The sequence below is a fragment of the Vibrio sp. ED002 genome (assembly GCF_023277445.1).
Lineage (GTDB): Bacteria > Pseudomonadota > Gammaproteobacteria > Enterobacterales > Vibrionaceae > Vibrio > Vibrio jasicida.
In genome coordinates this window covers 3509208-3535905 of the sequence record NZ_CP080238.1, presented here as the reverse complement: position 1 = coordinate 3535905, position 26698 = coordinate 3509208, and the positions used below count along the sequence as shown (strand labels likewise).

The 26698-nt window shown below is 44.7% G+C and carries 23 protein-coding genes; 5 read left to right on the top strand and 18 right to left on the bottom strand.

Features of this window, described 5'->3' with window-relative positions:
* Positions 1–537: 537 nt before the first annotated feature.
* Together nhaB and dsbB are read left to right on the top strand one after the other, a co-directional pair.
* Positions 538–2124: a Na(+)/H(+) antiporter NhaB gene (nhaB, locus tag ITG12_RS16435; RefSeq protein WP_038881618.1), complete on the top strand. Its 1587-nt coding sequence runs from the start codon at positions 538–540 to the stop codon at positions 2122–2124.
* 86 nt (positions 2125–2210) lie between these two features.
* Positions 2211–2747 (top strand): disulfide bond formation protein DsbB, encoded by a 537-nt coding sequence (gene dsbB / locus ITG12_RS16430; protein WP_038869418.1) that lies wholly within the window; start codon positions 2211–2213, stop codon positions 2745–2747.
* 79 nt (positions 2748–2826) lie between these two features.
* On the opposite strand, the gene ITG12_RS16425 is transcribed toward dsbB, so the two are convergent.
* Positions 2827–3435: an SEC-C metal-binding domain-containing protein gene (locus ITG12_RS16425; RefSeq protein WP_104048537.1), complete on the bottom strand. Its 609-nt coding sequence runs from the start codon at positions 3433–3435 to the stop codon at positions 2827–2829.
* Positions 3436–3622: 187 nt separating this feature from the next.
* Here ITG12_RS16425 and dusC point away from each other — a divergent pair, with 187 nt between their 5' ends.
* Positions 3623–4582: a tRNA dihydrouridine(16) synthase DusC gene (gene dusC / locus ITG12_RS16420; protein WP_038869415.1), complete on the top strand. Its 960-nt coding sequence runs from the start codon at positions 3623–3625 to the stop codon at positions 4580–4582.
* Positions 4583–4657: 75 nt separating this feature from the next.
* On the opposite strand, the gene ITG12_RS16415 is transcribed toward dusC, so the two are convergent.
* The 6 genes from ITG12_RS16415 to yfbV all read right to left on the bottom strand — a co-directional run bounded on the left by ITG12_RS16415 (position 4658) and on the right by yfbV (position 11716).
* On the bottom strand, positions 4658–6118 hold the full coding sequence (locus ITG12_RS16415; RefSeq protein ID WP_061035823.1) for a GGDEF domain-containing protein: 1461 nt from the start codon (positions 6116–6118) through the stop codon (positions 4658–4660).
* Between the two features lie 113 nt (positions 6119–6231).
* Positions 6232–8058, bottom strand: coding sequence for a maltodextrin glucosidase (gene malZ, locus ITG12_RS16410; protein WP_248873248.1), 1827 nt, complete (start codon positions 8056–8058; stop codon positions 6232–6234).
* A 139-nt stretch (positions 8059–8197) separates the two neighbouring features.
* Complete coding sequence (locus ITG12_RS16405) at positions 8198–8992, bottom strand: ABC transporter ATP-binding protein (RefSeq protein WP_038869408.1); 795 nt, start codon at positions 8990–8992, stop codon at positions 8198–8200.
* On the bottom strand, positions 8989–9924 hold the full coding sequence (locus ITG12_RS16400; protein ID WP_038881609.1) for an ABC transporter permease: 936 nt from the start codon (positions 9922–9924) through the stop codon (positions 8989–8991). The genes ITG12_RS16405 and ITG12_RS16400 overlap by 4 nt, the downstream gene beginning before the upstream one ends.
* 54 nt (positions 9925–9978) lie before the next feature.
* Positions 9979–10944: an ABC transporter substrate-binding protein gene (locus ITG12_RS16395; RefSeq protein WP_038869404.1), complete on the bottom strand. Its 966-nt coding sequence runs from the start codon at positions 10942–10944 to the stop codon at positions 9979–9981.
* A 319-nt stretch (positions 10945–11263) separates the two neighbouring features.
* Entirely contained in the window at positions 11264–11716 is a 453-nt protein-coding gene (gene yfbV, locus ITG12_RS16390) for a terminus macrodomain insulation protein YfbV (RefSeq protein ID WP_038869403.1), read from the bottom strand.
* 344 nt (positions 11717–12060) lie between these two features.
* On the opposite strand from yfbV, the gene ITG12_RS16385 reads away from it, so the two are divergent.
* Both ITG12_RS16385 and pta read left to right on the top strand, forming a co-directional pair.
* On the top strand, positions 12061–13257 hold the full coding sequence (locus ITG12_RS16385; protein ID WP_038869402.1) for an acetate kinase: 1197 nt from the start codon (positions 12061–12063) through the stop codon (positions 13255–13257).
* A 135-nt stretch (positions 13258–13392) separates the two neighbouring features.
* Complete coding sequence (gene pta, locus ITG12_RS16380) at positions 13393–15558, top strand: phosphate acetyltransferase (RefSeq protein WP_038869401.1); 2166 nt, start codon at positions 13393–13395, stop codon at positions 15556–15558.
* Between the two features lie 70 nt (positions 15559–15628).
* Here pta and ITG12_RS16375 read toward each other — a convergent pair whose 3' ends face one another.
* From ITG12_RS16375 to moaC, 11 genes are all read right to left on the bottom strand, one after another.
* Positions 15629–16903 carry an MgtC/SapB family protein gene (locus ITG12_RS16375; RefSeq protein WP_038881606.1) on the bottom strand — a complete coding sequence of 425 codons (1275 nt, stop codon included), beginning with the start codon at positions 16901–16903 and terminating at the stop codon, positions 15629–15631.
* Between the two features lie 92 nt (positions 16904–16995).
* Positions 16996–18102 (bottom strand): phosphatase PAP2 family protein, encoded by a 1107-nt coding sequence (locus ITG12_RS16370; RefSeq protein WP_038881604.1) that lies wholly within the window; start codon positions 18100–18102, stop codon positions 16996–16998.
* A 125-nt stretch (positions 18103–18227) separates the two neighbouring features.
* Positions 18228–19181, bottom strand: a complete 954-nt coding sequence (locus tag ITG12_RS16365; protein ID WP_038881601.1) for a glutathione S-transferase family protein — start codon at positions 19179–19181, stop codon at positions 18228–18230.
* Positions 19182–19365: 184 nt separating this feature from the next.
* Positions 19366–20358 carry a murein tripeptide/oligopeptide ABC transporter ATP binding protein OppF gene (oppF, locus tag ITG12_RS16360; RefSeq protein WP_283102917.1) on the bottom strand — a complete coding sequence of 331 codons (993 nt, stop codon included), beginning with the start codon at positions 20356–20358 and terminating at the stop codon, positions 19366–19368.
* Entirely contained in the window at positions 20355–21326 is a 972-nt protein-coding gene (locus tag ITG12_RS16355; protein WP_038869383.1) for an ABC transporter ATP-binding protein, read from the bottom strand. The genes oppF and ITG12_RS16355 overlap by 4 nt, the downstream gene beginning before the upstream one ends.
* A gap of 30 nt (positions 21327–21356) precedes the next feature.
* Positions 21357–22259 carry an oligopeptide ABC transporter permease OppC gene (gene oppC / locus ITG12_RS16350; protein WP_038869373.1) on the bottom strand — a complete coding sequence of 301 codons (903 nt, stop codon included), beginning with the start codon at positions 22257–22259 and terminating at the stop codon, positions 21357–21359.
* A gap of 15 nt (positions 22260–22274) precedes the next feature.
* Positions 22275–23195 carry an oligopeptide ABC transporter permease OppB gene (gene oppB, locus ITG12_RS16345; RefSeq protein ID WP_038869362.1) on the bottom strand — a complete coding sequence of 307 codons (921 nt, stop codon included), beginning with the start codon at positions 23193–23195 and terminating at the stop codon, positions 22275–22277.
* 106 nt (positions 23196–23301) lie between these two features.
* Positions 23302–24933 carry an ABC transporter substrate-binding protein gene (locus ITG12_RS16340; RefSeq protein ID WP_038869516.1) on the bottom strand — a complete coding sequence of 544 codons (1632 nt, stop codon included), beginning with the start codon at positions 24931–24933 and terminating at the stop codon, positions 23302–23304.
* 561 nt (positions 24934–25494) lie between these two features.
* Positions 25495–25950, bottom strand: a complete 456-nt coding sequence (moaE, locus tag ITG12_RS16335) for a molybdopterin synthase catalytic subunit MoaE (protein WP_038881598.1) — start codon at positions 25948–25950, stop codon at positions 25495–25497.
* 1 nt (position 25951) lies between these two features.
* Positions 25952–26209 (bottom strand): molybdopterin synthase sulfur carrier subunit, encoded by a 258-nt coding sequence (gene moaD / locus ITG12_RS16330; RefSeq protein WP_038869356.1) that lies wholly within the window; start codon positions 26207–26209, stop codon positions 25952–25954.
* Complete coding sequence (gene moaC / locus ITG12_RS16325) at positions 26206–26685, bottom strand: cyclic pyranopterin monophosphate synthase MoaC (protein ID WP_038869352.1); 480 nt, start codon at positions 26683–26685, stop codon at positions 26206–26208. Before moaC ends, moaD begins: the two co-directional genes overlap by 4 nt.
* Positions 26686–26698 lie beyond the last annotated feature (13 nt).

Genomic DNA, 26698 nt, shown 5'->3' with positions numbered 1-26698 from the left:
AATATAGAGTTAATACTCTACATATATCTTCAATTTAAAATACCAACCACTTGGAACCAAAGGCGCAAAAGTCATATTCTGTATAAAATACAGCAGTCATAAAGTCATATAAAATAAAGCCTACCTCGTCACATTTTTCTGCTCAAAATATGCAAAATAAATTTGTGTTTTACGATTAATATTCTTTCTTAATTGATCTTTTCTCGTAATTGACTTCGTTTTAAATTCCAAGGTGATTTTTTTTAAGCTTTTCGTGGTATAGTAACGCCGTTTTGATCGCGTTATTACAAATAAAAAGCAGTTTTAGTCGGAAGCATCACGTTTTGTTATTGACTATAAAATGCCGAGGTGTAGAGTTGCGGTCGAAAGTGAGCGGTGCTTAAGTTCAGGGGAAGTAACTTGGCAAGACTACAGTAAGACAATGGATTGTTGTTTTTCTAAGTTATTGTTTTAAAAGACTAAATAATAAGTCTAACAAACAGATACTTAAGCACTATTGTAGTGTCTATTCATAATTTTGTTATAAAGAGAATTATCATGCCGATGTCGCTCGGAAATGCCTTTATCAAGAACTTCCTTGGTAAAGCGCCTGATTGGTACAAAGTTGCCATTATAGCCTTCCTAATTATTAACCCGATTGTTTTCTTCTTAATTGACCCATTTGTTGCAGGTTGGTTGCTAGTAGCGGAATTTATTTTCACATTAGCAATGGCGCTGAAGTGTTACCCACTTCAACCCGGAGGCCTCCTCGCAATAGAAGCGGTTGCTATCGGTATGACTAGCCCTGCCCAGGTGAAGCATGAGCTGGTTGCCAATATCGAAGTACTTCTACTATTGGTATTCATGGTTGCGGGTATCTACTTCATGAAACAGCTTCTGCTGTTCATTTTTACGAAGATCCTGCTTGGTATCCGTTCTAAAACGTTACTTTCGCTCGCATTCTGTTTCGCTGCCGCGTTTTTGTCAGCATTCTTAGATGCGCTGACCGTAATCGCAGTTGTTATCAGCGTTGCCGTTGGTTTCTACTCGATTTACCACAAAGTGGCTTCAGGAAACCCAATTGGCGACCACGATCATACTCAAGATGACACCATCACTGAGCTAACTCGTGACGACCTAGAAAACTACCGTGCTTTCTTACGTTCACTGCTTATGCATGCTGGTGTAGGTACCGCACTAGGTGGCGTAACGACGATGGTTGGCGAACCACAAAACTTAATCATTGCTGACCAAGCTGGTTGGTTCTTTGGTGAGTTCTTGATTCGCATGGCACCGGTAACACTTCCAGTCTTCTTCTGCGGTTTGATCACTTGTGCAGTTGTAGAGAAGCTGAAAATTTGTGGTTACGGTGCACAACTGCCTGATAACGTTCGTCAAATCCTTGTTGATTTCGACCGAGAAGAACGCAAAACACGTACAAATCAAGACGTCGCTAAACTTTGGATTCAAGGTCTTATTGCCGTGTGGTTAATTGCAGCACTTGCACTACACTTGGCAGCAGTTGGTCTGATTGGCCTTTCGGTAATTATCCTCGCGACTTCGTTCACGGGTGTGATTGAAGAACACTCAATGGGTAAAGCTTTTGAAGAGGCTCTGCCATTCACGGCACTACTAGCGGTATTCTTCGCGATTGTAGCCGTTATCATTGACCAAGAGTTGTTTAAACCTGTTATCGACGCGGTTCTCGCCGTTGAAGACAAAGGTACGCAACTTGCGTTGTTCTATGTCGCAAACGGTCTATTGTCGATGGTATCGGATAACGTATTCGTAGGGACAGTCTACATCAATGAAGTGAAAGCGGCATTGATCGACGGTCAAATCACACGTGAACAATTCGACCTACTTGCAGTAGCAATCAACACAGGTACTAACCTACCTTCTGTTGCGACTCCAAATGGTCAAGCAGCCTTCCTATTCTTGCTAACATCTGCACTGGCACCATTGATTCGTCTATCATACGGCCGCATGGTTGTCATGGCATTGCCATACACTATCGTACTTGCTCTTGTAGGTTTGATGGGCATCATGTTCTTCCTAGAACCTGCAACCGCATTCTTCTACGATGCTGGTTGGATTGTGCCTAGTAGTGGTGATCTAGCACCCGTTGTGTCAGGTGGACACTAAAAATATGAGTTGATTAGGAAACTTATCCACGTTAAAAAGCTCTGAGTAATCAGAGCTTTTTTATATTTCAGACAGGATTGAAACCCGTGACTATTTTCGCATCACTAAACCAGTTTTCGAAGGGACGCTTATCTTGGCTTCTACTTCTTCTTGCTATTGTCTTCTTTGAAGCCTGTGCCCTATTTTTCCAGCACATTATGATGCTAGCCCCTTGTGTTATGTGTATTTATGAACGCGTAGCCATGCTAGGTATTGGGGCAGCTGCAATGCTCGGCCTTATTGCACCAAACAACCCAATCACGCGTTGGATTGCGCTTGCAGCTTGGGGAGCAAGTGCATATAAGGGTTTAATGCTGGCAATGCAGCATGTCGATTACCAATTTAATCCATCGCCGTTTGCTACATGCGATCTCTTTGTTACGTTCCCAAGCTGGGCGCCATTAAATCAATGGGCACCATGGATGTTTGAAGCGTATGGTGATTGTGCAAAAATCGTATGGCAATTCTTTGGATTATCGATGCCACAATGGCTCGTGGTTATTTTTGCCGGCAACTTGATCGCTTTTGCTTTTGTTCTTATTGCTCAATTTGTAAGCCCAAAAAGAAAGAACCCGATCCAATAACACGGTTCAATAACCAAGCGATAGTTATGAAAAAGCCGACCTCAGGTCGGCTTTTTCACGTCAAGTCAGCGAGTGAAATCTACTTCCCACAGCACTGCTTAAATTTCTTACCACTCTCACATGGGCATGCATCATTACGGCCTACACCTTTGAATGGATTTAAGCTCTTCGACTTTTTACCGACCATCAGCTCATCAGCGCCTAATGCGACTTCATTGATCATCAAGTCAAGCTGGTCCACAAAATCAGAAAGCGCAGGCGGTGTTACGATGCCAGCATCACGCATTTGTTGCTGTGTTTGCTCTTCATCAATCGCCAACATCATTGTCGTCAATAATGCTTGCAGCATGCGCTCTAAGCCATCATTAAGCGCAACGTCATGCCATTGTTCCTCAATGGTTGCCCATACAGACATAAAGCCTTCTGCAAAGTCTGCTAGCTGCTCTGTATTGCTATCAGTTAACTCCAGAATCGAGTATTCATTACGCAGGATATAGTTGTGCTGCTTGTGAATCTGTTCTTCTACTACTGGTTGAATCGCTTTAAAACCCTCACCTAATAGCGGCTCTAGCCAAGTTTCTGGAGCTAAAGGTTTCGTCGTTAAGTTGGCTGCAAGTACCGCGCCTTCAATAAAAAGTGAAGACTCATCTAGCTGGACTTCACCTTTTTCTATCAATGTATATTGCATGACATCTGGTTTCCCATGAATTTGGCGGCATTATACCTCAGAGCTTATACCCAAGTAACCTCGAGATGCTTGGGTATATAGAATGCTAGTTGATGTCACTCCAAGCGGATGACTCTTTTAATGACAAACTTCACTCACATCGCTACAATCGCCCTCCTTTTTCTCACCAAACTGTATTAGGCAAACTATGCGAGTTGTATTAGGCCCGATGGAAGGGGTTTTGGACCATTTGATGCGTCAAATCCTGACTGAAATAAACGACTATGATCTTTGTGTGACAGAGTTTGTTCGTGTGATCGATCAGCTTCTTCCAGATCATGTTTTCCATCGCTTATGCCCTGAACTTCTGCAAGGCTCTCAAACTGCATCTGGTGTACCTGTCCATGTCCAACTACTCGGACAAGAACCAAACTGGATGGCTGAAAACGCGATAAAAGCAGCGGAGCTTGGCGCGCGCGGTATTGATTTGAACTTTGGCTGCCCAGCAAAGTTGGTGAACAAGAGTAAAGGTGGTGCAGCCTTGTTACAGCACCCTGAACTCATCCATAATGTGGTTAAAGCATGTCGCGATGCCGTGCCTAATGATATTCCAGTGACCGCAAAGATTCGCCTTGGCTGGGAGAACCCTGAAGACTGTTTTGAGATTGTAGACGCAATTCAAACAGCTGGAGCGAATGAGCTCACGGTTCATGCTCGTACCAAAGAAGGCGGATACAAAGCTTCTGAAATTAAATGGGAATACATTACGAAGATTCGTGAGCGTTTCGATATCCCATTAATCGCTAACGGCGAAATCTGGAATTATGAAGATGGCCAACGTTGCATTGCGACCACAGGCGTTGATTCTTTGATGGTATGCCGAGGTGCATTCAACATTCCTAACCTTGGAAACATGGTTAAACACAACCACCAGCCTATGCCTTGGTCAGAAGTGGTTGATCTATTGATTTACTACTCACAGTTTGAAATGAAGGGCGACAAAGGCTTGTACTACCCGAATCGCGTAAAACAATGGTTCTCTTATCTGCGACAAGCGTATCCAGAAGCGAAAGAACTGTTCCGAGAAATCCGTACGTTTAACAAAGCTGCCCCTATTGTCGAGTACATTCAACGTTATCGAGATGAATTGCACGCGCGCGTCGCTTAACCTACCGACATAAAAAAGGGCGATGAATTCGCCCTTTTTTATGTCTAATTTCCAACAACAAATTGCTTAAGTCGCTTAATAACAGATTTTGTTCTTACCTGTACTTTTCGCTTCATAAAGCTTTTCATCAGCAAGCTTAAACAGCTCATCAAAACCTTCCAATTGAGCCGCAGACTTAAATTCAACCCCACCCGAAACCGTAAAGCCTCCGTCGACGATTTTAATGGAGTGTTTGGCAATCGCTTTTCTTACACGCTCTAAAATTCTTAGCATGCTGTCAAAGTCTTCATCATAGATAGCCAAGACAAACTCTTCTCCACCAAAGCGTGACGCAACATCGGAATGTCGAATGTTATCTCGAATACATTTGGCGACTAAGCGAATCGCATCATCACCTACATCATGACCATAAGTATCGTTAATCGCCTTAAAATCATCAATATCAAACACTGCTAAAGCAACGTGCTTTTTGGTCATTTTGTTTCGCCACACCGCTTGAATACCGCGGCGGTTTAATAGTCCTGTCATGGGGTCTTTAGCGGCCAATTCCTTGAAGTAACGGCGCTCTGTTTGTGTATTCACTAGGAACAACGCCACTGTACTCAAAACGTAAATAAAGAAAGCCACAGCCACACTGTATTTCTCAAACGCAATCAGGTTTTTAAATTCATCCCAAAGCTTGTATTCATAAAAAATACTGTGGTTAGCACTTAAACGGTCGTGCTCCACAGGTTGAATTCGCATTGCGTTTTGAGGTATCGGCGTAACGTTAGAAATAATATGCAGCTTACCCGCGAGATTCTCATTGGTCTTGAGTAGTGCATCGACATCAAAATCAATGGATAGAACCCCTTGATGAACAGCCTTCTCATAAATCGGCACTGTTAAGCTGATAACTTGACCATCACGACGTGCCAGCATCGGCGCAGGGCCAGACATGGTGACTTTTACGGTTTCTTGAGCTGTCTTTTGCCAAAATGGTCGCGCTTTTAGCGTATTCCATAGCTCTTGGGAAAAGTTCTCTGCATAGGTGTCTGGTGATGAGATAACGTAGCCACGCTGGTCGATATAGTGGATACCTATAATGTGCGATTCAATATCATGCAGGAACGACAAAGACGGCGCAAAACCCGCTTTCTTTTCTGCCAAATTAAACAGATCAGAACCTTGCTCACACAATTCTTTTTGACCAACAATCATGTAATCCAGTTCGACCGCAGGTAAACCTCCCGAATGTTTATTTTCTAAGAGCAATACATCGATGGGCCATACGTAACACATGCCATTTCTTATCATGTGATTGTGTTCTTGAAACAAAGGATGGGCTGGATTTGAGTAATTAACAAAGCTGTAGTCTAAAGCGGTAAGTACTTTAATCGCTCGGTTAAGCGCGCGATCAATCTGCGCATATTCCAACGTAATGTAGCGATTCATTGCATCGTAATAGTTCTTCGCAGTCACGATCATGACTGCGATAAACAAAAATAGCGGGAAGAAGATGACAAACTTGAGGCTAAATCGCCTTTTATTACCCATTAAACACCATTGTTTCAGTTATTATTTGCCCTTCGACAGCGTAAGTTACCAAAGGGCTATTTATAGTTTTTCATTTATGTATTCATAAATTTTAATAAATCTGAGCTAACGTGTCACTCCAACTGCCATAATTTGCAGTTCATTGCTGGGATATTGACAGAAAAATGACGTTGCGCATCGATAACTTCACCATTGTCTAATAATTGATGCAAGTGCTTTGCATTTAAGCCAAGTTGCCATAAAGGTAAATTAACAATTTTGTCGTATTCGCTTAAGTTAAATGCCACAACTATTGTTTCTTCTTTCCACTGTCTGGCATACACCATTGTGCTTTCATCACAGTGCAACCATTGTATACTCCCTGACTGTAATGAGCTGTATTTATTACGAATTCCAATCAATACCTGATAGAAAGGAAACCACTGAGAACCATTTAATTCCTCCCAAGGGAAGCAACGTCTATTGTCCGGATCTAAACTCCCTTCTAACCCCACTTCGCTACCATAGTAAAGGCATGGAGTACCGACATAAGTCATTAACAATAACAATGCCACTCGCATTTTTTCTTCATCGCCATTCAAAAGCGTCAGAAAACGGGCAGTATCATGGCTATCTAACTGATTAAGTTGAGAGAGTTGGTTTGCAAATGGGATTTTAGCCCGAGCTTCATCTATCCACTCTTTAAACTCCATGACATCAATATCAATTGGGTCATACATGATGTCTTGTTTGGCAATCAAAGCGCGAACTGGATGAGCAAAGCCGTAATAATTCATCGCGCCATCTTCTTGTCCCCCCTGAAGCCATTGTGTCGCTTCAAAGAAATGCTCCCCTAACACATAGGCATCGGGATTGACCTCTTTTGTGGCCTTGCGAAAAGCTTCCACATAGTGTGCGTTGTTCTTTGCGCCATCGCCCTCACCTAACATATGAATCACATCGAAGCGCCAACCGTCGACAGCATAAGGCGGTTTAAGCCAATATTTGATGACCGACTCTTCACCTTGGTAGATATGGTCACGAACTTGTTCATTCTCAAAGTTCAGAACCGGTAGATTGCCAATACCTTTCCATCCAATGTAATTGTTGGTTTGTCCCTCGAAGAAGTAGTAATCACGAAAGTCAGAATTTGGATTCCCATAAGCCCCTTGGCCTTCTTGTTTAAGATCAAACCAAGGGTGATGAACTGATGTGTGGTTAAACACCGCATCCAAAACAATCTTCATCTGCTTACCACGAATTTGCTCACACAACTGCGCAAACTGCTCATTCGAGCCAAACATTGGATCAATCTTGAAGTAGTCTGTGGTGTCGTATTTATGGTTGCTTGGCGCTGTGAAAACTGGGTTGAAGTAAAGTGCTGTTACACCAAGTTCGGCCAAGTAATCCAGTTTTTTCTCTACGCCTTTTAAGTCGCCACCAAAGAACTCGCGCGCACCCGTATTTTTATGAGAACCAACAGGGTCTCCCCATGACTTAACGAGTGCGTCTGGGTCATAGGCAGCATAATCATCTTGGGTGACTTGCTCAGAACGACTTGAGGCAAAACGGTCCGGGAAAATTTGGTAAAAGACCTGCTCTTGTACCCAACTTGGCGGTTGAGATTGAGTGTTGAGTTTGAAGTGAAACTCTTTGGGCGGCATATGTTTATGTACACCTCTGCCATCGAGCCAAAACTGCTGCTTGCCTTTGAGCAGTTTGAAGACGTAGTGAGTCACATCACGGTCTTTATTTGACGCAAACTGAGCTTTCCAGAGAGTAAGCTCACCAGCTTCTCCGCTGCGTGACATGCTAATCAGGTATTCTTCATTATCCGGTTCACAACGAACGTGCACGCTATCAAAATCAGTGTTCTCGGTTTTCAGGATGACGGTTAGCAAATCGCCATCAAAAGTGAGGCCATCATCAGTTTGGCTATGGAAGATAAATGGAAGGGTCATGGCAAGTGCTCTTAGTATTGGAATATTCCACTATTTTAATTAAGAGTATTTACCGAAAAATCCTCCTTTTAAAACGACCATTTAGGTTATTTCTCAAGGAGGATCACGTTTGGTAGGCGTAGTTCTGTGTTTGCTTAGATTAGTTCAACAATAAACTGTCGTCCGCTAACTCCTCTCCTCGCACCTTTGAGAACATCTCTAGGAGATCCGGAACTTGCATATTGGCACGTTGCTCACCTGCGACATCAAGAACAATCTCACCTTGGTGCAGCATGACCGTTCTGTCACCACAAGCCAGCGCGTCTTTCATTGAGTGCGTCACCATCATCACTGTGAGGTTGAACTCGCTGACGATACGCTTGGTTAGATCGATAACAAAAGCCGCCATGCGCGGATCTAACGCAGCAGTATGCTCATCTAACAACAACAGCTTACTGTCTGATAGTGTTGCCATGACCAAACTCACGGCTTGACGTTGGCCGCCTGACAACAGACCAATACTGTCTCCTAGCCGGTCCTCTAAACCCAAGCCAAGAATACTGATTCTCTCCTGGAAAAGTTTACGTCGTTTGGAAGAAATCGCCATTCCCCAACCACGACGCTTACCGCGCATGTACGCTAGAGCCATATTCTCCTCGATGGATAAGTCCCCACAAGTCCCTGCTAAAGGATCCTGGAAAACTCTCGCACACTGCGTAGCACGTTGGTCCACACTCTTTCGTGTTACGTCTTGCCCGTTGATAATGACTTGCCCACCAATCATCGGTGTTTCACCAGTCACCGCACCAAGCAGAGTCGACTTTCCCGCACCGTTAGACCCAATCACAGTGAGGAACTGGTGCTCAGGCACATCCAGAGATACGCCTTTTAACGCTCGGTTTTCCAAAATCGTTCCGGGGTTAAAGGTTACCTGAATATTACTTAACTCAATCATAGCGCCTCCCCTGAACCATTTTTAGATGCCGTTTGTTTGGCGTCATTAACGCGTTGTTTGGCTTTCATTTTTTGTTTTAGCTTTGGTGCAATTAGAGCTACAGCTACAAGCACCGCCGTAACGAGATTCAGGTCGGAAGCCTGTAAGCCAAACATGCCAGAGCTCAGAGCAAACGCGACAGCAAGTCGGTATAAAACCGAGCCAATAATGACCGCACATACCGCCACCCATATTTTGCGACCTGGAATGAGTGTCTGGCCAAGAATCACTGCCGCAAGACCAACCACTATCGTACCGACACCAGAGGTCACATCAGCAAAGCTATTGGTCTGAGCAAACAAGGCCCCAGCAAAGCCAACAAAACCGTTAGATAGCGCCAAGCCAAAGTAGGTGTAAAACCCTGTACTGGCTCCTTGCGCTGCAACCATACGCGCATTGACGCCTGTAGCCCTTAAACCAAGGCCAAAATCACTGTTCAGTAAACGCACCACAAACCAAGCAGAGAACAAGACCAGTACACCGACAACTAACGGCCGGATGTACATAGAGTCCCCTATGGCTTCAAACGGGGTAAGAATGGTGTCTTCACCTAGAAGGGCCATATTGGGCTTGCCCATGATGCGAATATTGATAGAGAACGCCGCAATCATGGTAAGGATGGAAGCTAATAGGTGAAGAATGCCACATCGAACCGCTAGAAAAGCCGTTACCCACCCTGTCATCCCACCAGCAATAACAGCCATTCCGGTGGCAATCCAAGGATTGATGCCCGCTACAATCGCAGTTGCAGCCACGGCAGCACCCATTGGAAAGCTGCCATCAACACTTAAGTCGGGAAAGTCGAGAACACGAAAAGTTAGGTAAACGCCTAATGCAACCAAGCCATAAATCAAGCCGATCTCAAGCGCACCAAAAAAAGCAAATGCAGACATAACTGCTCCCTCTGCATAAATCAGGTCAGCATTTTACCGACCTGATAAGGACTCTTATTGCATGCTAGTTGCACGTTTCACTACAGCGCTAGGTAACTGTATACCGAGTTTGGTCGCAGCACCTTCATTCACCACTAAGTCAGAGCCTGTCGCAACTTTGACATCTAACTCACCCGGTTCTTTACCTTCTAATATCGCAGCAACATAATCCGCGGTTTGCACACCGACCTGATAGTAGTCAAACCCGAGGCTGGCAATGGCACCTTTTTCAACGTAAGACGTTGCACCACCAAACACTGGCTTCTTCGCCTGATTTGCCGCAACAATCATCCCTTCTATCGCACTTGCGACTGTGTTGTCTGTTGGCGCATAAAGCACATCCGACTTAGCGGCAATGGCTTGCGTCGCCGATTGAACATCCGCACTCTTCAATGCTGTCGCTTCCACGACTTCTAATCCATTTGCTGCTGCACTTTCTTTTAGCAGTTGTACCAGCGTCACCGCGTTTGCTTCTCCTGGATTGTAAACCACACCAATGGTTTTAGCGGCTGGGAGTATTTCTTGAATCAAAGCAACATGCTGTGCCACAGGTGATAAGTCAGAAAGGCCAGTGACGTTTTTCCCCGGCTGATGCATGGATTTCACAAGCTTTGCGCCCACCGGATCCGTTACCGCAGTAAATACCACAGGAATTGAACGTGTCGCTGAAACCAGAGCTTGAGCAGAGGGCGTTGCAATACCCACTAAAACGTCTGGATTCTCACCGACGTATTGGCGAGCGATCTGTACGGCAATCGCGGGGTTACCTTGGGCAGTTTTATAATCAAACTCGAGGTTTTTGCCCTCTTCGTAACCTTTGGCTTTTAGACCGTCTAATAAGCCTTGTCGGGTAGCATCTAACGCTGGATGCTCAACGATTTGGGACACCGCTACGGTTGCGGTGTTGGCAAACACGCTGGCGGAAGAAAAAGTCGCCGTAGCAGCTAAAATGGCGGTGGCTAGTAAACGTTTCGTTCTCATCATTACTCCTTGATGTCTCTTCATCCTTGTACCACGAGCGTTCGTAAAAATTATGATGCCAGCATGGTTGTTCAGAAGATGGGATGTCGTGTTTTCTGTGCACTTTTTGTGCATCTTGTTTTCATTATTAACGCTAACTCTCGGTAAATAAAAGTAAGATTTAACAACAAAGTAACATTTGTGATCGCGACGCCGCTATAAAGATAGTTTTGACAGCACAGAAAACGGTGGGATGGAGAAATGTAGAACAGACAGAAATGGAGTGACAAAGGCTCACTCCATTTTCATAACATTGACTTGAGGGTTGTTGTTGTCGAGATTAGAACCAGCGCTCCAGCGCAGTTTTATCTAACTGACGGAAAGCTCTGTTCAAGATAATCGCCAATTCTTTGTATCTTGGTTTTGCTTTTGCTGGCTCAAGTGCAAAGCCAGTCTCAGTGATCTTTTGATGCAGTTCTCGGTACCAAGACGCAAGTGCTGGAGGCAATTTGGTATTAGAACGACTGCCTAACCACCACATCCCTTGTAAAGGCATGCTGATGGCAAATAATGCGACGACAATGGCTTGCGGTAACGCATTGTAATTGTTAAAAGCCATTTGAGTGAGAACACTGATCGCCGCTACTGCCGGCATCACTTTAATGCCGAAACGCGTTGCTTTGATAATGCGTTGTTCGGGAAAAATGGCGGTCAGCTCTTTACGAACCGGCCAGATCTCCATGTAGTTTTGGCCATCTTTCAGGCTATGGAACAATCCGACTTTATTACTCATACCACTCTCTCACTAAAAAATAGTTGAACATTTCAACTGAAGGCGCAAAAAATTGATGAAAGTTAATATTCTTTCAAAATTTTTTTGTTATCATTGCCTATTATCGCTATCCTTTGCAGACCCTCAATCTCATTGTTGCCGTTATTTACAATTTAAGCAACTTGAGATTCCTATCTGCACGGATCGCATCATAGTGATGGATGGGTTCATCACTATTCTTTTATACGGAATTAGAACGATTTTTGACCAAGATTAGTACGCACCCTCGATGGTATCGTCTATTCTTGTGATTAATTTTTCATCCTTTAACTGATTTTGATCAGACGAATAACAGGTAGTCACACATGTCTAAGCTAGTTTTAGTTTTAAACTGCGGTAGTTCTTCTCTTAAATTTGCTGTTGTTGATGCAGAAACAGGTGCAGAGCACCTATCAGGTCTTGCTGAATGTCTTCACCTTCCTGAAGCACGTATCAAGTGGAAACTTGATGGTAAACACGAAGCTCAACTAGGCAACGGTGCAGCACACGAAGAAGCGCTAGCGTTCATGGTTGAAACTATTCTTGCTTCTAAGCCAGAGCTTAAAGCTAACCTAGGCGCTATCGGTCACCGTATCGTTCACGGTGGCGAACAGTTCACTCAATCTGCACTGATCACTGACGAAGTACTTAAGGGTATTCAAGACGCTGCGACTTTCGCACCGCTTCACAACCCAGCGCACATCATCGGTATCGAAGCTGCTAAGCACAACTTCCCAGAGCTTCAAAACGTTGCTGTATTTGACACTGCGTTCCACCAAACTATGCCTGAAGAGTCTTTCCTATACGCTCTTCCTTACAAACTATACAAAGAACACGGTATCCGTCGTTACGGCATGCACGGTACTTCACACCTATTCATCACTCGTGAAGTTGCAGGTCTACTAAACAAGCCAGTTGAAGAAGTTAACATCATCAACTGTCACCTAGGTAACGGTGCATCTGTTTGTGCGATAAAGAACGGTCAATCTGTAGATACTTCTATGGGTCTTACTCCTCTTGAAGGTCTAGTAATGGGTACTCGTTGTGGTGACATCGACCCAGCTATCGTATTCCACCTACACGACGCTCTAGGTTACTCTGTTGAAGAAATCAACAACATGCTAACTAAAGAGTCTGGCCTACAAGGTCTAACTGAAGTGACTTCTGACTGTCGTTTCGTTGAAGACAACTACGGTGAGAAAGAAGAAGCAACTCGTGCAATGGACGTGTTCTGTCACCGTCTAGCTAAATACGTAGCGGGTTACACGGCTTCTATGGAAGGTCGTCTAGACGCAATCACTTTCACTGGTGGTATCGGCGAGAACTCTGGCCCTATCCGTGAAATGGTTCTAAACCGTCTAGGTATCTTCGGTATCGAAGTTGATGGTGAAGCTAACCTTAAAGCGCGTTTCGGCGGCGAAGGTACTATCACTACAGCAAACAGCCGTATCCCAGCAATGGTTATCTCTACTAACGAAGAGCTAGTAATTGCTGAAGACACTGCACGCCTAGCAGGTCTTTAATAGAATGAACTGGCTAGCCCTCGGCTAGCCAGTTTTTCTTCCAAACGAATTTCTTAGGGGCTCAACTCCTATTCTCTGAACCTCATGGAATAAGAGTTGAGCTTTTATCCCCCAATAGCTAAAGGTACTCTACGAATGTCTCGTACTATTATGCTTATCCCTGCAAGTGCTGGTGTTGGTCTAACTAGCGTAAGCATGGGTGTTCTTCGCGCTATGGAGCGCAAAGGCGTTAAGGTTTCTTTCTACAAACCAATTTCACAGCCACGTTCTGGCGGCGATCAACCTGATCTAACTTCAACAATCGTTGGTTACAACAGCGATATGAAGATCGGTCAACCTCTAGCGATGTCTGTTGCAGAAAGCCTAATCGGTAACGACAACATGGACGAGCTGCTAGAAACGGTTGTTGAACGTTACAACCAAATCAACAAAGACGCAGACGTGACGCTTATCGAAGGTCTAGTACCAACTCGTAAGCACCCATTCGCTAACCAAGTGAACGCGGAAATCGCAGCAACTCTAGGTGCGGAAATCGTTCTTGTTGCAACTCCAGGTACCGATAACCCAGCTCAACTTAAAGAGCGCATCGAAGTAGCATGTTCTAACTTCGGTGGTACTAAGAACAAGAATATCTCTGGCGTTATCATCAACAAGCTAAACGCACCTGTTGACGAAGCTGGCCGTACTCGCCCTGACCTATCTGAAATCTTTGACGATGCAGACAGCGCGAAGCAAAACGAAATGAAAGTGATGGAAATCTTCAACACTTCTCCAATTCGTGTACTAGGTTGTGTGCCATGGAGCATCGATCTGATCGCTACTCGTGCTATTGATATGGCTCAGCACCTAAATGCTGACATCATCAACGAAGGTGACATTGCGACTCGTCGTATTAAGAGCATCACTTTCTGTGCACGTTCTCTGCCAAACATGATTGAGCACTTCAAACCAGGTTCTCTACTTGTTACTTCAGCAGATCGTCCAGACGTTATCGTTGCAGCAGCGCTTGCGGCAATGAACGGCGTTGATATCGGTGCTATTCTGTTGACTGGCGGTTACGACATCCCTGAAGAGATTTCTGGTCTATGTAAGCCAGCATTCGAAACAGGTCTGCCGATCTTCAAAGCACAAGGTAACACTTGGCAGACTTCTCTAAACCTACAGAGCTTCAGCATCGAAGTTCCTGCTGACGATAAAGAGCGTATCGAGTTCATCAACGAACACGTTGCGGGTCACATCGACGGTAACTGGATCGAGTCTATGACTGAGGGCACTCAGAAGTCTCGTCGTCTAAGCCCACCAGCATTCCGTTACCAGCTAACTGAATTCGCTCGTAAAGCAGGCAAGCGTATCGTTCTTCCTGAAGGCGACGAGCCACGTACAGTGAAAGCTGCAGCGATCTGTGCTGAGCGCGGCATTGCAGAATGTGTGCTTCTAGGTAACCCAGACGAAATCCGTCGCGTTGCTGAGCAGCAAGGTGTAACACTAGGTGCTGGCGTAACGATCATCAACTCTGATGAAGTTCGTGAAAACTACGTTGCTCGTCTAGTTGAGCTACGTGGCGCGAAAGGCATGACTGAAGTTGTTGCTCGTGAGAAGCTACAAGATTCAGTATTCCTAGGCACTATGATGCTTGAGAACGACGAAGTTGACGGTCTAGTTTCTGGTGCGGTTCACACCACAGCGAATACTATCGTACCTCCGTTCCAAATCATCAAGACTGCACCTGATGCGTCTATCGTATCTTCTGTATTCTTCATGCTGCTACCTGACCAAGTACTGGTTTACGGTGACTGTGCGATCAACCCAGATCCTACAGCGGAACAGCTTGCTGAAATCGCTATCCAATCTGCTGATTCTGCAGCGGCATTCGGTATCGACCCTCGCGTTGCTATGATCTCTTACTCTACTGGTGAATCTGGTAAGGGTGCAGACGTAGATAAAGTTCGTGAAGCAACAAAACTTGCTCAAGAGAAACGTCCAGATCTAGTAATCGACGGTCCTCTACAGTACGACGCAGCTATCATGGAAAACGTTGCTGCTTCTAAAGCACCAAACTCTCCAGTTGCAGGTAAAGCGACAGTATTCGTATTCCCAGACCTAAACACTGGTAACACGACTTACAAAGCGGTACAACGTTCAGCAGACCTAGTTTCTATCGGTCCAATGCTGCAAGGTATGCGTAAGCCTGTAAACGATCTATCTCGCGGTGCACTAGTAGACGATATCGTATACACAGTTGCTCTAACTGCGATTCAGGCAGATCAAGCTGACCAAGCAAAAGAGAAAGCAGTTAACTAATAACCGCGCTTCTTGCAAGATAACAAAACCTCGCCTCGGCGAGGTTTTTTTTGCCTTTTGGTTTGATTAATCAATAAATCACCAAAAACAAAGCAGCCCCAGAAAGCACACAGCCAATCATTACCGGTGCCACTTTTGCCGACAGCGCTTTATCCCCTATCGCAACGACCATCCCCATCTTAACGATGGTATTTACAGACGCAGCAATCAAAATACCAAGTGCGGCAGTCGTCACACTCAAGGTTTGGGTACTTTGTCGTCCAAGAGCCAACGAGATTGCATCGACATCGGTGATGCCTGAAAGCGCAGATAATATCAATACCCCGGCATTACCAAACCAGTCTGACAGCGCATGGGACAACAGCATAATGGCCGCCAACACTACGCCAAAGAACAGTGCCGATTGAAGTGCTAAAGGGTTACGCTGTTTATTAGATTGCTCCACTTTCCCTATCTCGCTCCGACGCCATATCCACCAAGCAGGCAGATAAAGAGCGACCATCATGATAAGCACTATTGGCCACAATAAAGCGACTAATTGCGGGTTAATCACCGAGAGAACGATTAACAAACGAGGGAACATAGTCCCACAACTCAGTAGTATGCCACTGGCAAGCAAAGGGCTTATATTGGCTTGCTCACGAGAGAGGTGAGAGAACTGTAGCGTAAGTGCAGTAGAAGAACTTAACCCCGCAAAGACAGACGTAAACAAAATGCCCCGCTTCGCGCCACCAATCTTAATCGCGAAGTAACCCACAAATGAAATACTGGCAATTAGTACGACCATCCACCAGATTTCATAAGGGTTGAGCGCACTCCAAGGACCATAAGCTTGATTCGGAAGAAGTGGTAATAAAACGATGGAAATGAGTAGCAGACGTAAAGCTGCGTCAAGCTCATACTCTTGCAGCCTTTGCAGGGCATGGTGAAGCTCTTTCTTATTATCGAGTACAACCGCAGTAATGACCGCTGCTGCAGCTGCCAAAACAGGTTCGCCAGAAACGGTCAAACAGCCAAGAACAAAAGTAATCACTAAGCTAACCACACCTGTGATGCTAATGTCCTCACTCTTTCGTTGTTGAATGACAAATGCGATACAAGCAAGGATAACCAGTGCAATTAAAGCAAAGCCAATCAGTAAAGGGGTATAGATATTGGCAAGAATCCCAACCAAACCACCAAGTAATCCAACTAAGGAAAAGGTTCGAATACCTGCCACACGGCTACCTTCGACACTATTGCGCATCACCCAACCACGTTGTGTGCCCACAATCGCACCCAGTAATAGTGCAATAAACAGATTCCAAATTAGCTGCTCACCACTGACGAACTCATTGATATCCATTTCCCACCTCACAAAAGATCGGTTTCATATCATAAGTTTAAGTCGTTTCGCTCCTAATGTTGTGAGTATCTCCATAAAAAGCAAACTATAAACTAGATTTTCTTCTGCAAGGATAATGAGCTAACGAAACGCCCTGTCGCACGCCATATAAATAATGTCATTGGCCCACTAACAAGGCCGTCAATCATGTAGTGCCACCCTAGCGAAAATGAACCAACAAAAATAATGCTAGCGAACAAGCCAAATAGGATACCTAGCTTTTTATTTACCTTATTCATCCCAAGCATCATTAAAACCGCCATCGATACATGCATACTTGGCATTGCTGAAATACCGCTTCCAAGCATTTCTTTCCCGTTGGCATAAGCGTGCCATAGGTCATCTTGAGTTTTGAGTGCCATTACTCCAGTTAATTGATGTGACTCCAGCCAAAGGTTGTGTTGATTCAATATAAACATCAGTGCGTCATAATCATGGTTAGTTGGGTTTAGTCTTGCGGTAAAGGCAGGCCCAGCACACGACAGGGTCATTGCGACAACCATACCCAAAATAGTCCAACAAAGTATCCAGCTTAATAAATATTGTGAACGAAGAACTGATGGCCTAAGAAGAAGGAAATAGCTTAGTGTTCCCCATAGAAGAAAAAACCAAATTTTATAGCTATAGTTGATGGCTAAAATGACATATGGCGATGTAAATATTGAATGAAAAACAAGCCAAGGTTCGTGCCCACCAAGTAACCAGAAGTCGAGATCGTGAAAGAGAAGGTCAAACTCAAAAGGATGAACAAGAGGAATTAAGCCTTTCATGGTCGAAAAGCTTGAAATAAACACACTAATTGCAGTTAGCAAGACAAAAGCTGCACACAGCCTAGCACGATGATTAAGCGCAACTTTCAGAAGATTCAAATAGCATTGGATAGGTCTAGGCTCGCGGCGTGCCGCTAAAATAAAAAAGTAGCCAACACCAACAACAGAGAGCGTAATAAGCACAACGAATGGCATCGCATACATATAGGCAAATAGTGAAATATGATTACTGAAACCATTCAAGTGGGCAAACGTAGTTACCGTAAGCGTAACGATTCCAATCAAAAAATAAATTGGGTAATCGCCTTGTATAAACTTTAAAATTGACGTTAATTCACGCTTAAGCTGTGAGCTAAAAGCTGATAAAGATTGAGTAGCAAAGCTGTTCACTGTAGGTATCTCACTAAAAAACAGCCGACCACTATACCGCCCGCAATATTACGGGCAGAAACCATAAAGGACAGCTGTTCAGCTTCGCTTCAGAAAAGTCCAATTAAAGAGTTTTCTACTGCAATTTATAGCAAGCTCAAAACATCTCGCCGATGTGGTGAATCCAAATCTATCGCCGGGCCTTTTGGTACCACTTGCGTAGGGTTGATACCCGTATGACTGAAATAGTAGTGACGCTTAATGTGGTAGAAGTCAGTAGTTTCTGCCACGCCTTCTACTTGGTATAGCTCTTTCAAATAGCCTTGAATGTTTGCGTAGTCGGCAATGCGTTGTTTATTGCATTTGAAATGGCCTACGTATACTGCGTCAAAGCGAACAAGAGTCGTAAACAAGCGCCAGTCGGCTTCGGTGATTTTGTTGCCCGCTAGGTAGCGATGCGTCGCAAGATGAGCATCGATTTTATCCAGTGCTGCGAACAATGAATCAAACGCCTCTTCGTACGCCTCTTGCGTTGTCGCAAACCCACAACGGTAAACACCGTTATTCACGTTCGGATAAATGTAGTCGTTCCACTGGTCGATCACACTTTGAAGTTGCTCTGGGTAGTAGTCATCTTTGTTCCCCGTTAAATCGTTAAACTCGGTGTTAAACATTCGGATGATTTCAGACGATTCATTCGACACGATGGTGTTGGTTTTTTTATCCCATAAAACCGGAACAGTAACGCGACCTGTGTAATCAGACTTGGCTTGAGTGTAGATTTGGTGCATTCGAGTATGGCCAAACAGTGGCTCTGGCAGCCCCATCTGCCAGCCTTCACTTAGCATATCTGGGCAAACGATCGTGACGTCTATGTGTTTTTCCAAACCTTTGAGTTTGCGGAAGATCAGTGTGCGATGTGCCCACGGACAAGCAAGCGAAACATAAAGGTGGTAACGGCCTGACTCAGGTTGGAATGTTGCATCCGGTTTATTCTTTACCCACTGGCGAAAACCCGCATCTTCACGAACGAACTTACCACTGCTTGATTTAGTGTCATACCATACGTCTTGCCAAACGCCTTCAACTAACTTACCCATAACTGCTCTCCTCATATCTTGTCTTCTACTATATTAGCGATTCATACTGAGCTTAGAATCCGTTCACTTAGTACATCTTGTTCAAGAATTTCGAATGAACTTAAACCAACAAAAATCGTATGCATAAAAAAAGCGCGACCCTATAAAAGGAGCCGCGCTTAAGCCCGTCACAGGCTGAATTAGATTATATCGCTACGTTCAAACAGGAAACTGCGTGAACATCAGAGCCTTGGATATTTGGTTTAATCTTCGAGCACTCATCCGTCGCTTGTGGGCAACGAGTGCGGAAAACACAACCTGATGGTGGGCTAATAGGTGACGGTAAGTCCCCTTCTAGCATTTGAATCTTTTTGTTGCGCTCTAACTCCGGATCAGGAATTGGAACCGCTGACATCAAGGCACGAGTGTATGGGTGCTTTGGATCGGCAAATAAAGCGTCTGATTCACCGAGCTCAACCGCATTACCAAGATACATAACCAGTACACGATCAGAGATGTGCTTTACAACGGACAAATCGTGCGCGATAAATACCAAAGAAAGACCAAGCTCTTTTTGTAGCTCTTTCAGTAGGTTAACTACCTGAGCCTGAATCGATACATCAAGCGCCGATACTGGCTCGTCACAAATGATCATCTTAGGCTTTAGGATAAGAGCACGAGCAATACCGATACGCTGACACTGACCGCCTGAGAATTCGTGTGGGTAACGGTTGATCACGTTAGATAATAGACCTACCTTCGCCATCATCTCTTTAACGCGGTCTTTCACTTCTTGCTTAGTCAGTTCTGGGTAGAATGTCTCTAGCGGCTCAGCAATGATGTCGCCCACTGTCATACGCGGGTTCAAAGAAGCCAAAGGATCTTGGAAAATCATTTGGATTTCTTTACGCGTTTCGCGGCGTTGAACGTCTTTCATTTTCGTCAGGTCTTGACCCAACCAAACCACTTCACCGTCGGTAGCTTCAACAAGACCAATGATCGCGCGAGCAAACGTAGACTTACCACAACCAGACTCACCTACTACACCAAGAGTCTCGCCTTCGTACAGACGAACATTTACGCCGTCTACGGCTTTTAGGCTCGAAGGCTTTGACCAAGGCCACGCTGATTTCGATGCAATGCTGAAGTGAACTTTCAGATCAGACACATCCAGAATTAGTTTTTTATCTGTACTCATTTGCTCCAAGCCTCCCATTCAGAAAAACATGCACGCTGACGACCATCACCAAATGGTGTCAAGATTGGTGCTTCGCGTTTACAACGATCCATCACGCGGTGGCAACGCTCTTGGTAAGGGCAACCAGGTGGCAGACGCAGTAAGTTTGGCGGGTTACCTGGAATTGTTGGCAGGATCTCGCCTTCTGTATCCAAACGAGGGATTGCCTTCAATAGACCTTCCGCGTAAGGGTGGCTTGGGTTGTAGAAGATTTCGTTCACAGTGCCGTACTCCATGGTACGACCTGCGTACATCACCAGTACTTTGTCACATGAACCTGCAACAACACCAAGATCGTGCGTGATCATGATGATTGCAGTGTTGAACTCAGATTTCAGTTCGTTCAGCAGATCCATGATCTGCGCTTGAACCGTAACGTCCAATGCCGTGGTTGGCTCATCCGCAATAAGCAGTTTTGGACGACACAGTAGCGCCATTGCGATCATTACACGCTGACGCATACCGCCTGAGAACTCGTGTGGGTACATAGTGATACGCTTACGAGCTTCTGGGATTTTAACCGCTTCAAGCATGCGAACAGATTCTTCGAACGCTTCTGCTTTGCCCATACCTTTGTGCAGCATCAGTACTTCCATCAGCTGATCACTAACTTTCATGTATGGGTTAAGGGACGTCATGGGGTCTTGGAAGATCATAGCGATCTGTTCCGCACGAACCTTGTTCAGTGCTTTTTCTGGCAGATTAAGGATCTCGTTTCCTTCAAACTTCGCGCTACCAGAAATGATACCGTTCTTCGCTAGCAAACCCATGATAGCGAATACGGTTTGTGATTTACCTGAACCCGACTCACCTACGATACCTAGGGTTTCACCTTGGTTTAGAGAGAAGTTCAAATCGTTTACTGCGGTCACGATACCATCTTGAGTGGTAAATTCTACGCGCAGATCTTTGACATCTAATAAACTCATCATTGCTTCCTTTATTCTTTCTATTTTTAATTATCTGTCTTTTGGATCCAGCGCATCGCGCAGGCCATCACCGACGTAGTTGAAGCAGAATAGAGTCACAACCATGAACGCTGCTGGGAACGCCAGCTGCCAGATTGCTACTTCCATTGTTTGCGAACCTTCTTGTAGAAGTGCGCCCCAACTTGTCATCGGTTCTTGAACACCAAGACCAAGGAATGAAAGGAATGATTCTGTCAGAATCATGCTTGGGATAAGCAGTGTCGAGTAAACCGCGACAATACCCAGTACGTTTGGAACGATATGGCGAGTGATGATTTTCCAATTACTCACACCACAAACGTGTGCCGCTTCAATAAACTCTTTACTACGTAGACTTAGCGTTTGACCGCGTACGATACGAGCCATATCTAGCCACGCAATAGCACCGATAGCGACGAAGATAAGAACAATATTACGACCGAAAAATGTTACCAGTACGATAACTAGGAACATGAACGGAACCGCGTACAGGATTTCAAGAATACGCATCATGATACGGTCAACTTTACCGCCGATGAAACCAGAAGCCGCACCGTAAAGCGTACCAATCACAACCGCAACCAATGCACCTAGAACACCAACCATTAGAGAGATACGACCGCCAATCAGCGTACGCACATAAAGGTCACGGCCTAAGCTGTCCGTGCCAAACCAGTGTTCAGCACTTGGACCGACGTGCATCGCATACCAGTCAGTGTCATCAAATGTGTATGGGGCAATCATTGGTAAAAAGATTACCGCCAGTGTCATCAATGTAAGAATGAACAAGCTCACCATTGCCGCTTTGTTACGCATAAAGCGGATACGGGCGTCTTGCCACAAACTACGGCCTTCAACTTCCAGATTCTCTGCAAATTTCTCGACCGCTTCAAGATTCTCTTTTTTCGTTAACATAACCATACTTCCCTGTTAGTAGCGAATTTTCGGGTCAATCATTGCTAGTAGAATATCAACGATGGCGTTGAATAGAATGAATAGGAAACCAATCAGGATGGTTACCCCCATTACTAGCGAGTAGTCACGGTTGAAAGCAGCATTGACGAATAACTTGCCGATACCAGGTAGACCAAAGATGGTCTCGATAACAACCGAACCTGTGATGATACCTACGAAGGCAGGCCCCATATATGACACAACAGGAAGTAGTGCTGGTTTTAGTGCGTGTTTGATAACGATGTAACGGTAGCTTAGACCTTTCGCACGTGCTGTACGAATAAAGTTACTGTTCAACGTTTCTATCATCGAACCACGGGTGATACGAGCGAACGTCGCGACATAGAGCAGTGACATACCGATAACTGGGAGTACGAGGTATTGCCATCCGCCATCATTCCAACCGCCGGCAGGGAATAAGTTCCAGTGCAACGAGAACAGATAGATTAAAGCGGGCGCCAATACAAATGAAGGCATAACCACCCCGAGCATGGCGGTCGACATGATCACATAATCCACCCAAGTATTTTGTTTGAGGGCTGCGATCGTCCCTATGCTTACCCCAAGAATGACAGTAAAGATAAAGGCAATGAAACCTACCTTTGCTGACACAGGAAGAGCAACCGAGATCAGTTCGTTTACTGTGTAGTCTAAGTATTTAAATGAAGGACCAAAGTCACCTTGGAGAACGTTGGTCAGATAAGTCGTATATTGCTCAAATACTGGCTTATCTAGGCCGTATTTAGCTTCGATGTTCGCCATAACTTCTGGCGGTAATGGACGCTCGCTCGAGAATGGGTTACCCGGTGCGAAACGCATGAGAAAGAAAGATACGGTGATCAAAACCAACATAGTTGGGATCGCCTCAAATATCCTTTTTGCGATGAATTTAAGCATAAACTCACTCTTTCAGTCTGTGACAGTTAAAAATTTGATGATAGGCACCGCACGTCCAGTGATTAGGACGTGTGGGCCTTTTTCTTATAGTCTTGAAGCGACTTTATTAGTCTGCTTTGATGTAAAGATCTTTTGAGTAGATCTTTTCTTCCGCGTTATTTGCTGGGAAACCACCAACATGCGGATTTAGTAGACGAGAACGAACGTACTGGTAGATAGGCGCGATAGGCATATCTTTCGCCATTAGCTGCTCAGCTTCTAGGTAAATTTTGGTACGCTCTTCTTCCGAAGTCGATTTAATCGCTTTGTCGATCAGAGCATCGTACTCTTTATTACCCCAGTGCTGACCACCCGTAGTGTTCGAGCTAACCATAAGGGTTAGGAATGAAGATGCTTCGTTGTAGTCACCACACCAACCTGCGCGTGCTACTTCGAAATCACCTTGGTCTTTAGTAGATAGGTATGTTTTCCACTCTTGGTTTTCTAGCGTTACGTCTAGACCTAGAGTTTTCTTCCACATTGAACCTAGCGCTACCGCCAGTTTCTTGTGGTTCTCATCTGTGTTGTATAGAAGAGAGAATTTAAGAGGGTTGTCTTTGCCGTAGCCCGCTTCTGCAAGTAGACGTGCCGCTTCTTCGTTACGCTCTTTTTGCGTCATTTTACCGTAAGCTGGTAGCTCAGGGTTGAAGTGCGCTGTAATTTCAGGCGTTAGGAAGTAAGCAGGTTTCTGGCCTTGGCCAAGAATTGCGTTTGCTACGATGTTACGGTCAATCGCGTAAGAGATCGCCTTACGTACACGAACATCGTTAAATGGTTCTTTCTTCGTATTGAATGAGTAGTAGTAAGTACATAGGCTACCTTCAACCGATACTGACTCTGGGTATTCTTTCTTCAAACGCTTAAAGTGCTCAGTTGGCAGTTTAGACGTGAAGTCGATTTCACCAGATAGGAAACGGTTCATTTCAGCAACGCCATTCTCGATTGGAAGGTACGTAACTTTGTTGATAACGGTCTTATCGTTATCCCAGTACTGTTCGTTACGTACAAGTTCAAGACGCTCGTTCACTACCCACTTGTTTACGACGTATGCACCGTTACCTACGAAGTTTTCAGGTTTTGTCCATTGGTCGCCAAACTTTTCGACTGTTGCTTTGTGCACTGGCTTCATTGTTGTGTGGCCAGCCATCATTACGAAGTAAGGAACCGCAGTGTCTAGCTCAACGACAAGCGTGTGATCATCAGTCGCTTTAACACCCAGCTCGCTCTTGTCTTTTTTACCTGCAACGATGTCTTTCGCATTTTTCATCTTGGTGTATTCCATGTACCAAGAGTAAGGCGAAGCCGTTGCTGGATCGACAGCACGCTGCCAGCTGTATACGAAATCTTGCGCTGTTACAGGGTCGCCATTAGACCATTTTGCATCTTTGCGTAAGTGGAAAGTAAACGTTTTGTTGTCTGTCGTTTCCCAACTTTCTGCAACACCTGGGATAGTATCGCCATCTGCATTTTGATTCACTAAGCCTTCAAGAAGATCACGAATCACATGAGATTCAGGAACACCTTGAGATTTATGCGGGTCAATTGTCGCAACTTCAGTACCGTTACCACGAACGAGTTCTTGTTTGTCAGCAAGTTTAGTGCCTGCTGGAACATCAGCAGAGAAAGCGGTAGTTGAAGTGGCAGCCACTGCCAAACCAGCACCTAGAAGAAGGGCTTTAGTGATTTTGTTCTTATACATGCGTAAAACTCCAAGTTTTTCATTAGCATCCATGACTTCTTTGCAAGGGACTGGAACGGTCAGCATTTTAGAACTTTTTAGTGCACTTTTTGAGCATAAACGTCTAAAACCTTACAAAGACTGCGGCACACATTAGCAATCCTCAAAGTAATTTGCCATAAAAATGTAGCAAAAAAACTAATAATTCTGTAATTAGTGCTCATATTTAGCAATAAATACTAATCAAAAAGTATTGCCTAGCGAAATAAGGATTCAAGCATCCATTTGGCAGCTTAAACTTTCGATAACTCTAAAATCAAACTCTTTGATAGCATCTTATGCTAGATATATGAACAAAAATTAACATTTATGACACATTGAGTCTAATTAATAATTGCATATATCTTGTTTGATATTTTTTATTGTGAACAAGGTCACCGGGAGCAAAAATGGAGGAATACACGGCTTTTACGCACGCTGGAGAATTGGATTGGAGATAACTTGGCAGAGTAAAAAAGAAAAAAGGCCAGCTGCTCTATACATCTGACCTTTTAGGATTAAGCTGTAGAACAAATAAGAGTTCTACTTCTCCCAGCGTTGCGCTGCTTGATGGTCCGTATCACGTGACTCGATCCAGCGATTTTCACTGGTCGTGCGTTCTTTTTTCCAGAAAGGTGCTTTGGTCTTTAAATAGTCCATAACAAACTCACAAGCATCAAAGGCAGCACCTCGATGGGCACTAGAAACACCAACAAAAACGATTTGATCACCAGTGTCGAGATCGCCAACACGATGAATTACACGGATGCCCAATAACGGCCAACGCGATTCGGCTTCGTCACAGATATCGATCAGGCTTTTCTCTGTCATGCCAGGATAATGTTCTAAATGAAGGCCAATGACATTATCACCTAAGTTCATATCACGAACTTTACCGATGAAAGTGACCACAGCACCAGAGGCTGTCCCTTCTGATAGACGCTGGTATTCTTGATCAACAGAGAAGTCTTCAGCTTGCACTGAAACGCGAGGATCCATTTTAGCCCCCTGTTACTGGTGGGAAGAAGGCAACTTCGTCACCTGACTTCACTTCTGCGTCTAGCGGAACAATAGACTGGTTTACTGCGGCAAGCAGTTTACCCGGCTCAAGCGCAAGGTCCCATTTACCCTCTTTATTTACACCAGCATCCACTAAATGTGCACGAATCGCTTCAACGTTATCAAACGCGCCTTCGAGCTCAAGACCATCGATACCAACTAACTCTCGTGTTTGAGCAAAGAAAAGTACTCTAATCATGATTCCGCCTTGAAATGCCCAGATTTGCCACCCGTTTTCTCTAATAAGCGGACTTGCTCGATAACCATGTCTTTTTGCACCGCTTTACACATATCATAAATTGTCAGTGCAGCAACAGAAGCGGCAGTAAGCGCTTCCATTTCCACGCCTGTCTTACCCGCCAGCTTACATACTGATTCGATACGTACTTTATTCTCCGCTTCAATCGCTTCTAGCTGGACTTCAACTTTAGAAAGCAATAAAGGGTGGCAAAGTGGGATCAGGTCCCATGTTTTCTTTGCCGCTTGAATACCAGCAATACGCGCGGTTGCAAACACATCACCTTTGTGGTGCTGGCCTGAAACAATCAGTTGCAGTGTTTCTGGCGCCATGTGTACAAATGCTTCTGCACGCGCTTCACGAACGGTTTCCGCTTTTGCAGACACGTCGACCATGTTAGCTTCGCCAGACGCATTAATATGTGTAAATTGGGTCATTGTTGTTCCTTCG

What these genes read in the sequence shown, in the direction of transcription:
- nhaB (WP_038881618.1), top strand. Translation starts at nt 538, where the DNA reads ATGCCGATGTCGCTCGGAAATGCCTTTATCAAGAACTTCCTTGGTAAA.
- ITG12_RS16425 (WP_104048537.1), bottom strand. Translation starts at nt 3,435, where the DNA reads ATGCAATATACATTGATAGAAAAAGGTGAAGTCCAGCTAGATGAGTCT.
- dusC (WP_038869415.1), top strand. Translation starts at nt 3,623, where the DNA reads ATGCGAGTTGTATTAGGCCCGATGGAAGGGGTTTTGGACCATTTGATG.
- ITG12_RS16415 (WP_061035823.1), bottom strand. Translation starts at nt 6,118, where the DNA reads ATGGGTAATAAAAGGCGATTTAGCCTCAAGTTTGTCATCTTCTTCCCG.
- malZ (WP_248873248.1), bottom strand. Translation starts at nt 8,058, where the DNA reads ATGACCCTTCCATTTATCTTCCATAGCCAAACTGATGATGGCCTCACT.
- ITG12_RS16405 (WP_038869408.1), bottom strand. Translation starts at nt 8,992, where the DNA reads ATGATTGAGTTAAGTAATATTCAGGTAACCTTTAACCCCGGAACGATT.
- ITG12_RS16400 (WP_038881609.1), bottom strand. Translation starts at nt 9,924, where the DNA reads ATGTCTGCATTTGCTTTTTTTGGTGCGCTTGAGATCGGCTTGATTTAT.
- ITG12_RS16395 (WP_038869404.1), bottom strand. Translation starts at nt 10,944, where the DNA reads ATGAGAACGAAACGTTTACTAGCCACCGCCATTTTAGCTGCTACGGCG.
- yfbV (WP_038869403.1), bottom strand. Translation starts at nt 11,716, where the DNA reads ATGAGTAATAAAGTCGGATTGTTCCATAGCCTGAAAGATGGCCAAAAC.
- ITG12_RS16385 (WP_038869402.1), top strand. Translation starts at nt 12,061, where the DNA reads ATGTCTAAGCTAGTTTTAGTTTTAAACTGCGGTAGTTCTTCTCTTAAA.
- pta (WP_038869401.1), top strand. Translation starts at nt 13,393, where the DNA reads ATGTCTCGTACTATTATGCTTATCCCTGCAAGTGCTGGTGTTGGTCTA.
- ITG12_RS16375 (WP_038881606.1), bottom strand. Translation starts at nt 16,903, where the DNA reads ATGGATATCAATGAGTTCGTCAGTGGTGAGCAGCTAATTTGGAATCTG.
- ITG12_RS16365 (WP_038881601.1), bottom strand. Translation starts at nt 19,181, where the DNA reads ATGGGTAAGTTAGTTGAAGGCGTTTGGCAAGACGTATGGTATGACACT.
- oppF (WP_283102917.1), bottom strand. Translation starts at nt 20,358, where the DNA reads ATGAGTACAGATAAAAAACTAATTCTGGATGTGTCTGATCTGAAAGTT.
- ITG12_RS16355 (WP_038869383.1), bottom strand. Translation starts at nt 21,326, where the DNA reads ATGAGTTTATTAGATGTCAAAGATCTGCGCGTAGAATTTACCACTCAA.
- oppC (WP_038869373.1), bottom strand. Translation starts at nt 22,259, where the DNA reads ATGTTAACGAAAAAAGAGAATCTTGAAGCGGTCGAGAAATTTGCAGAG.
- oppB (WP_038869362.1), bottom strand. Translation starts at nt 23,195, where the DNA reads ATGCTTAAATTCATCGCAAAAAGGATATTTGAGGCGATCCCAACTATG.
- ITG12_RS16340 (WP_038869516.1), bottom strand. Translation starts at nt 24,933, where the DNA reads ATGTATAAGAACAAAATCACTAAAGCCCTTCTTCTAGGTGCTGGTTTG.
- moaE (WP_038881598.1), bottom strand. Translation starts at nt 25,950, where the DNA reads ATGGATCCTCGCGTTTCAGTGCAAGCTGAAGACTTCTCTGTTGATCAA.
- moaD (WP_038869356.1), bottom strand. Translation starts at nt 26,209, where the DNA reads ATGATTAGAGTACTTTTCTTTGCTCAAACACGAGAGTTAGTTGGTATC.
- moaC (WP_038869352.1), bottom strand. Translation starts at nt 26,685, where the DNA reads ATGACCCAATTTACACATATTAATGCGTCTGGCGAAGCTAACATGGTC.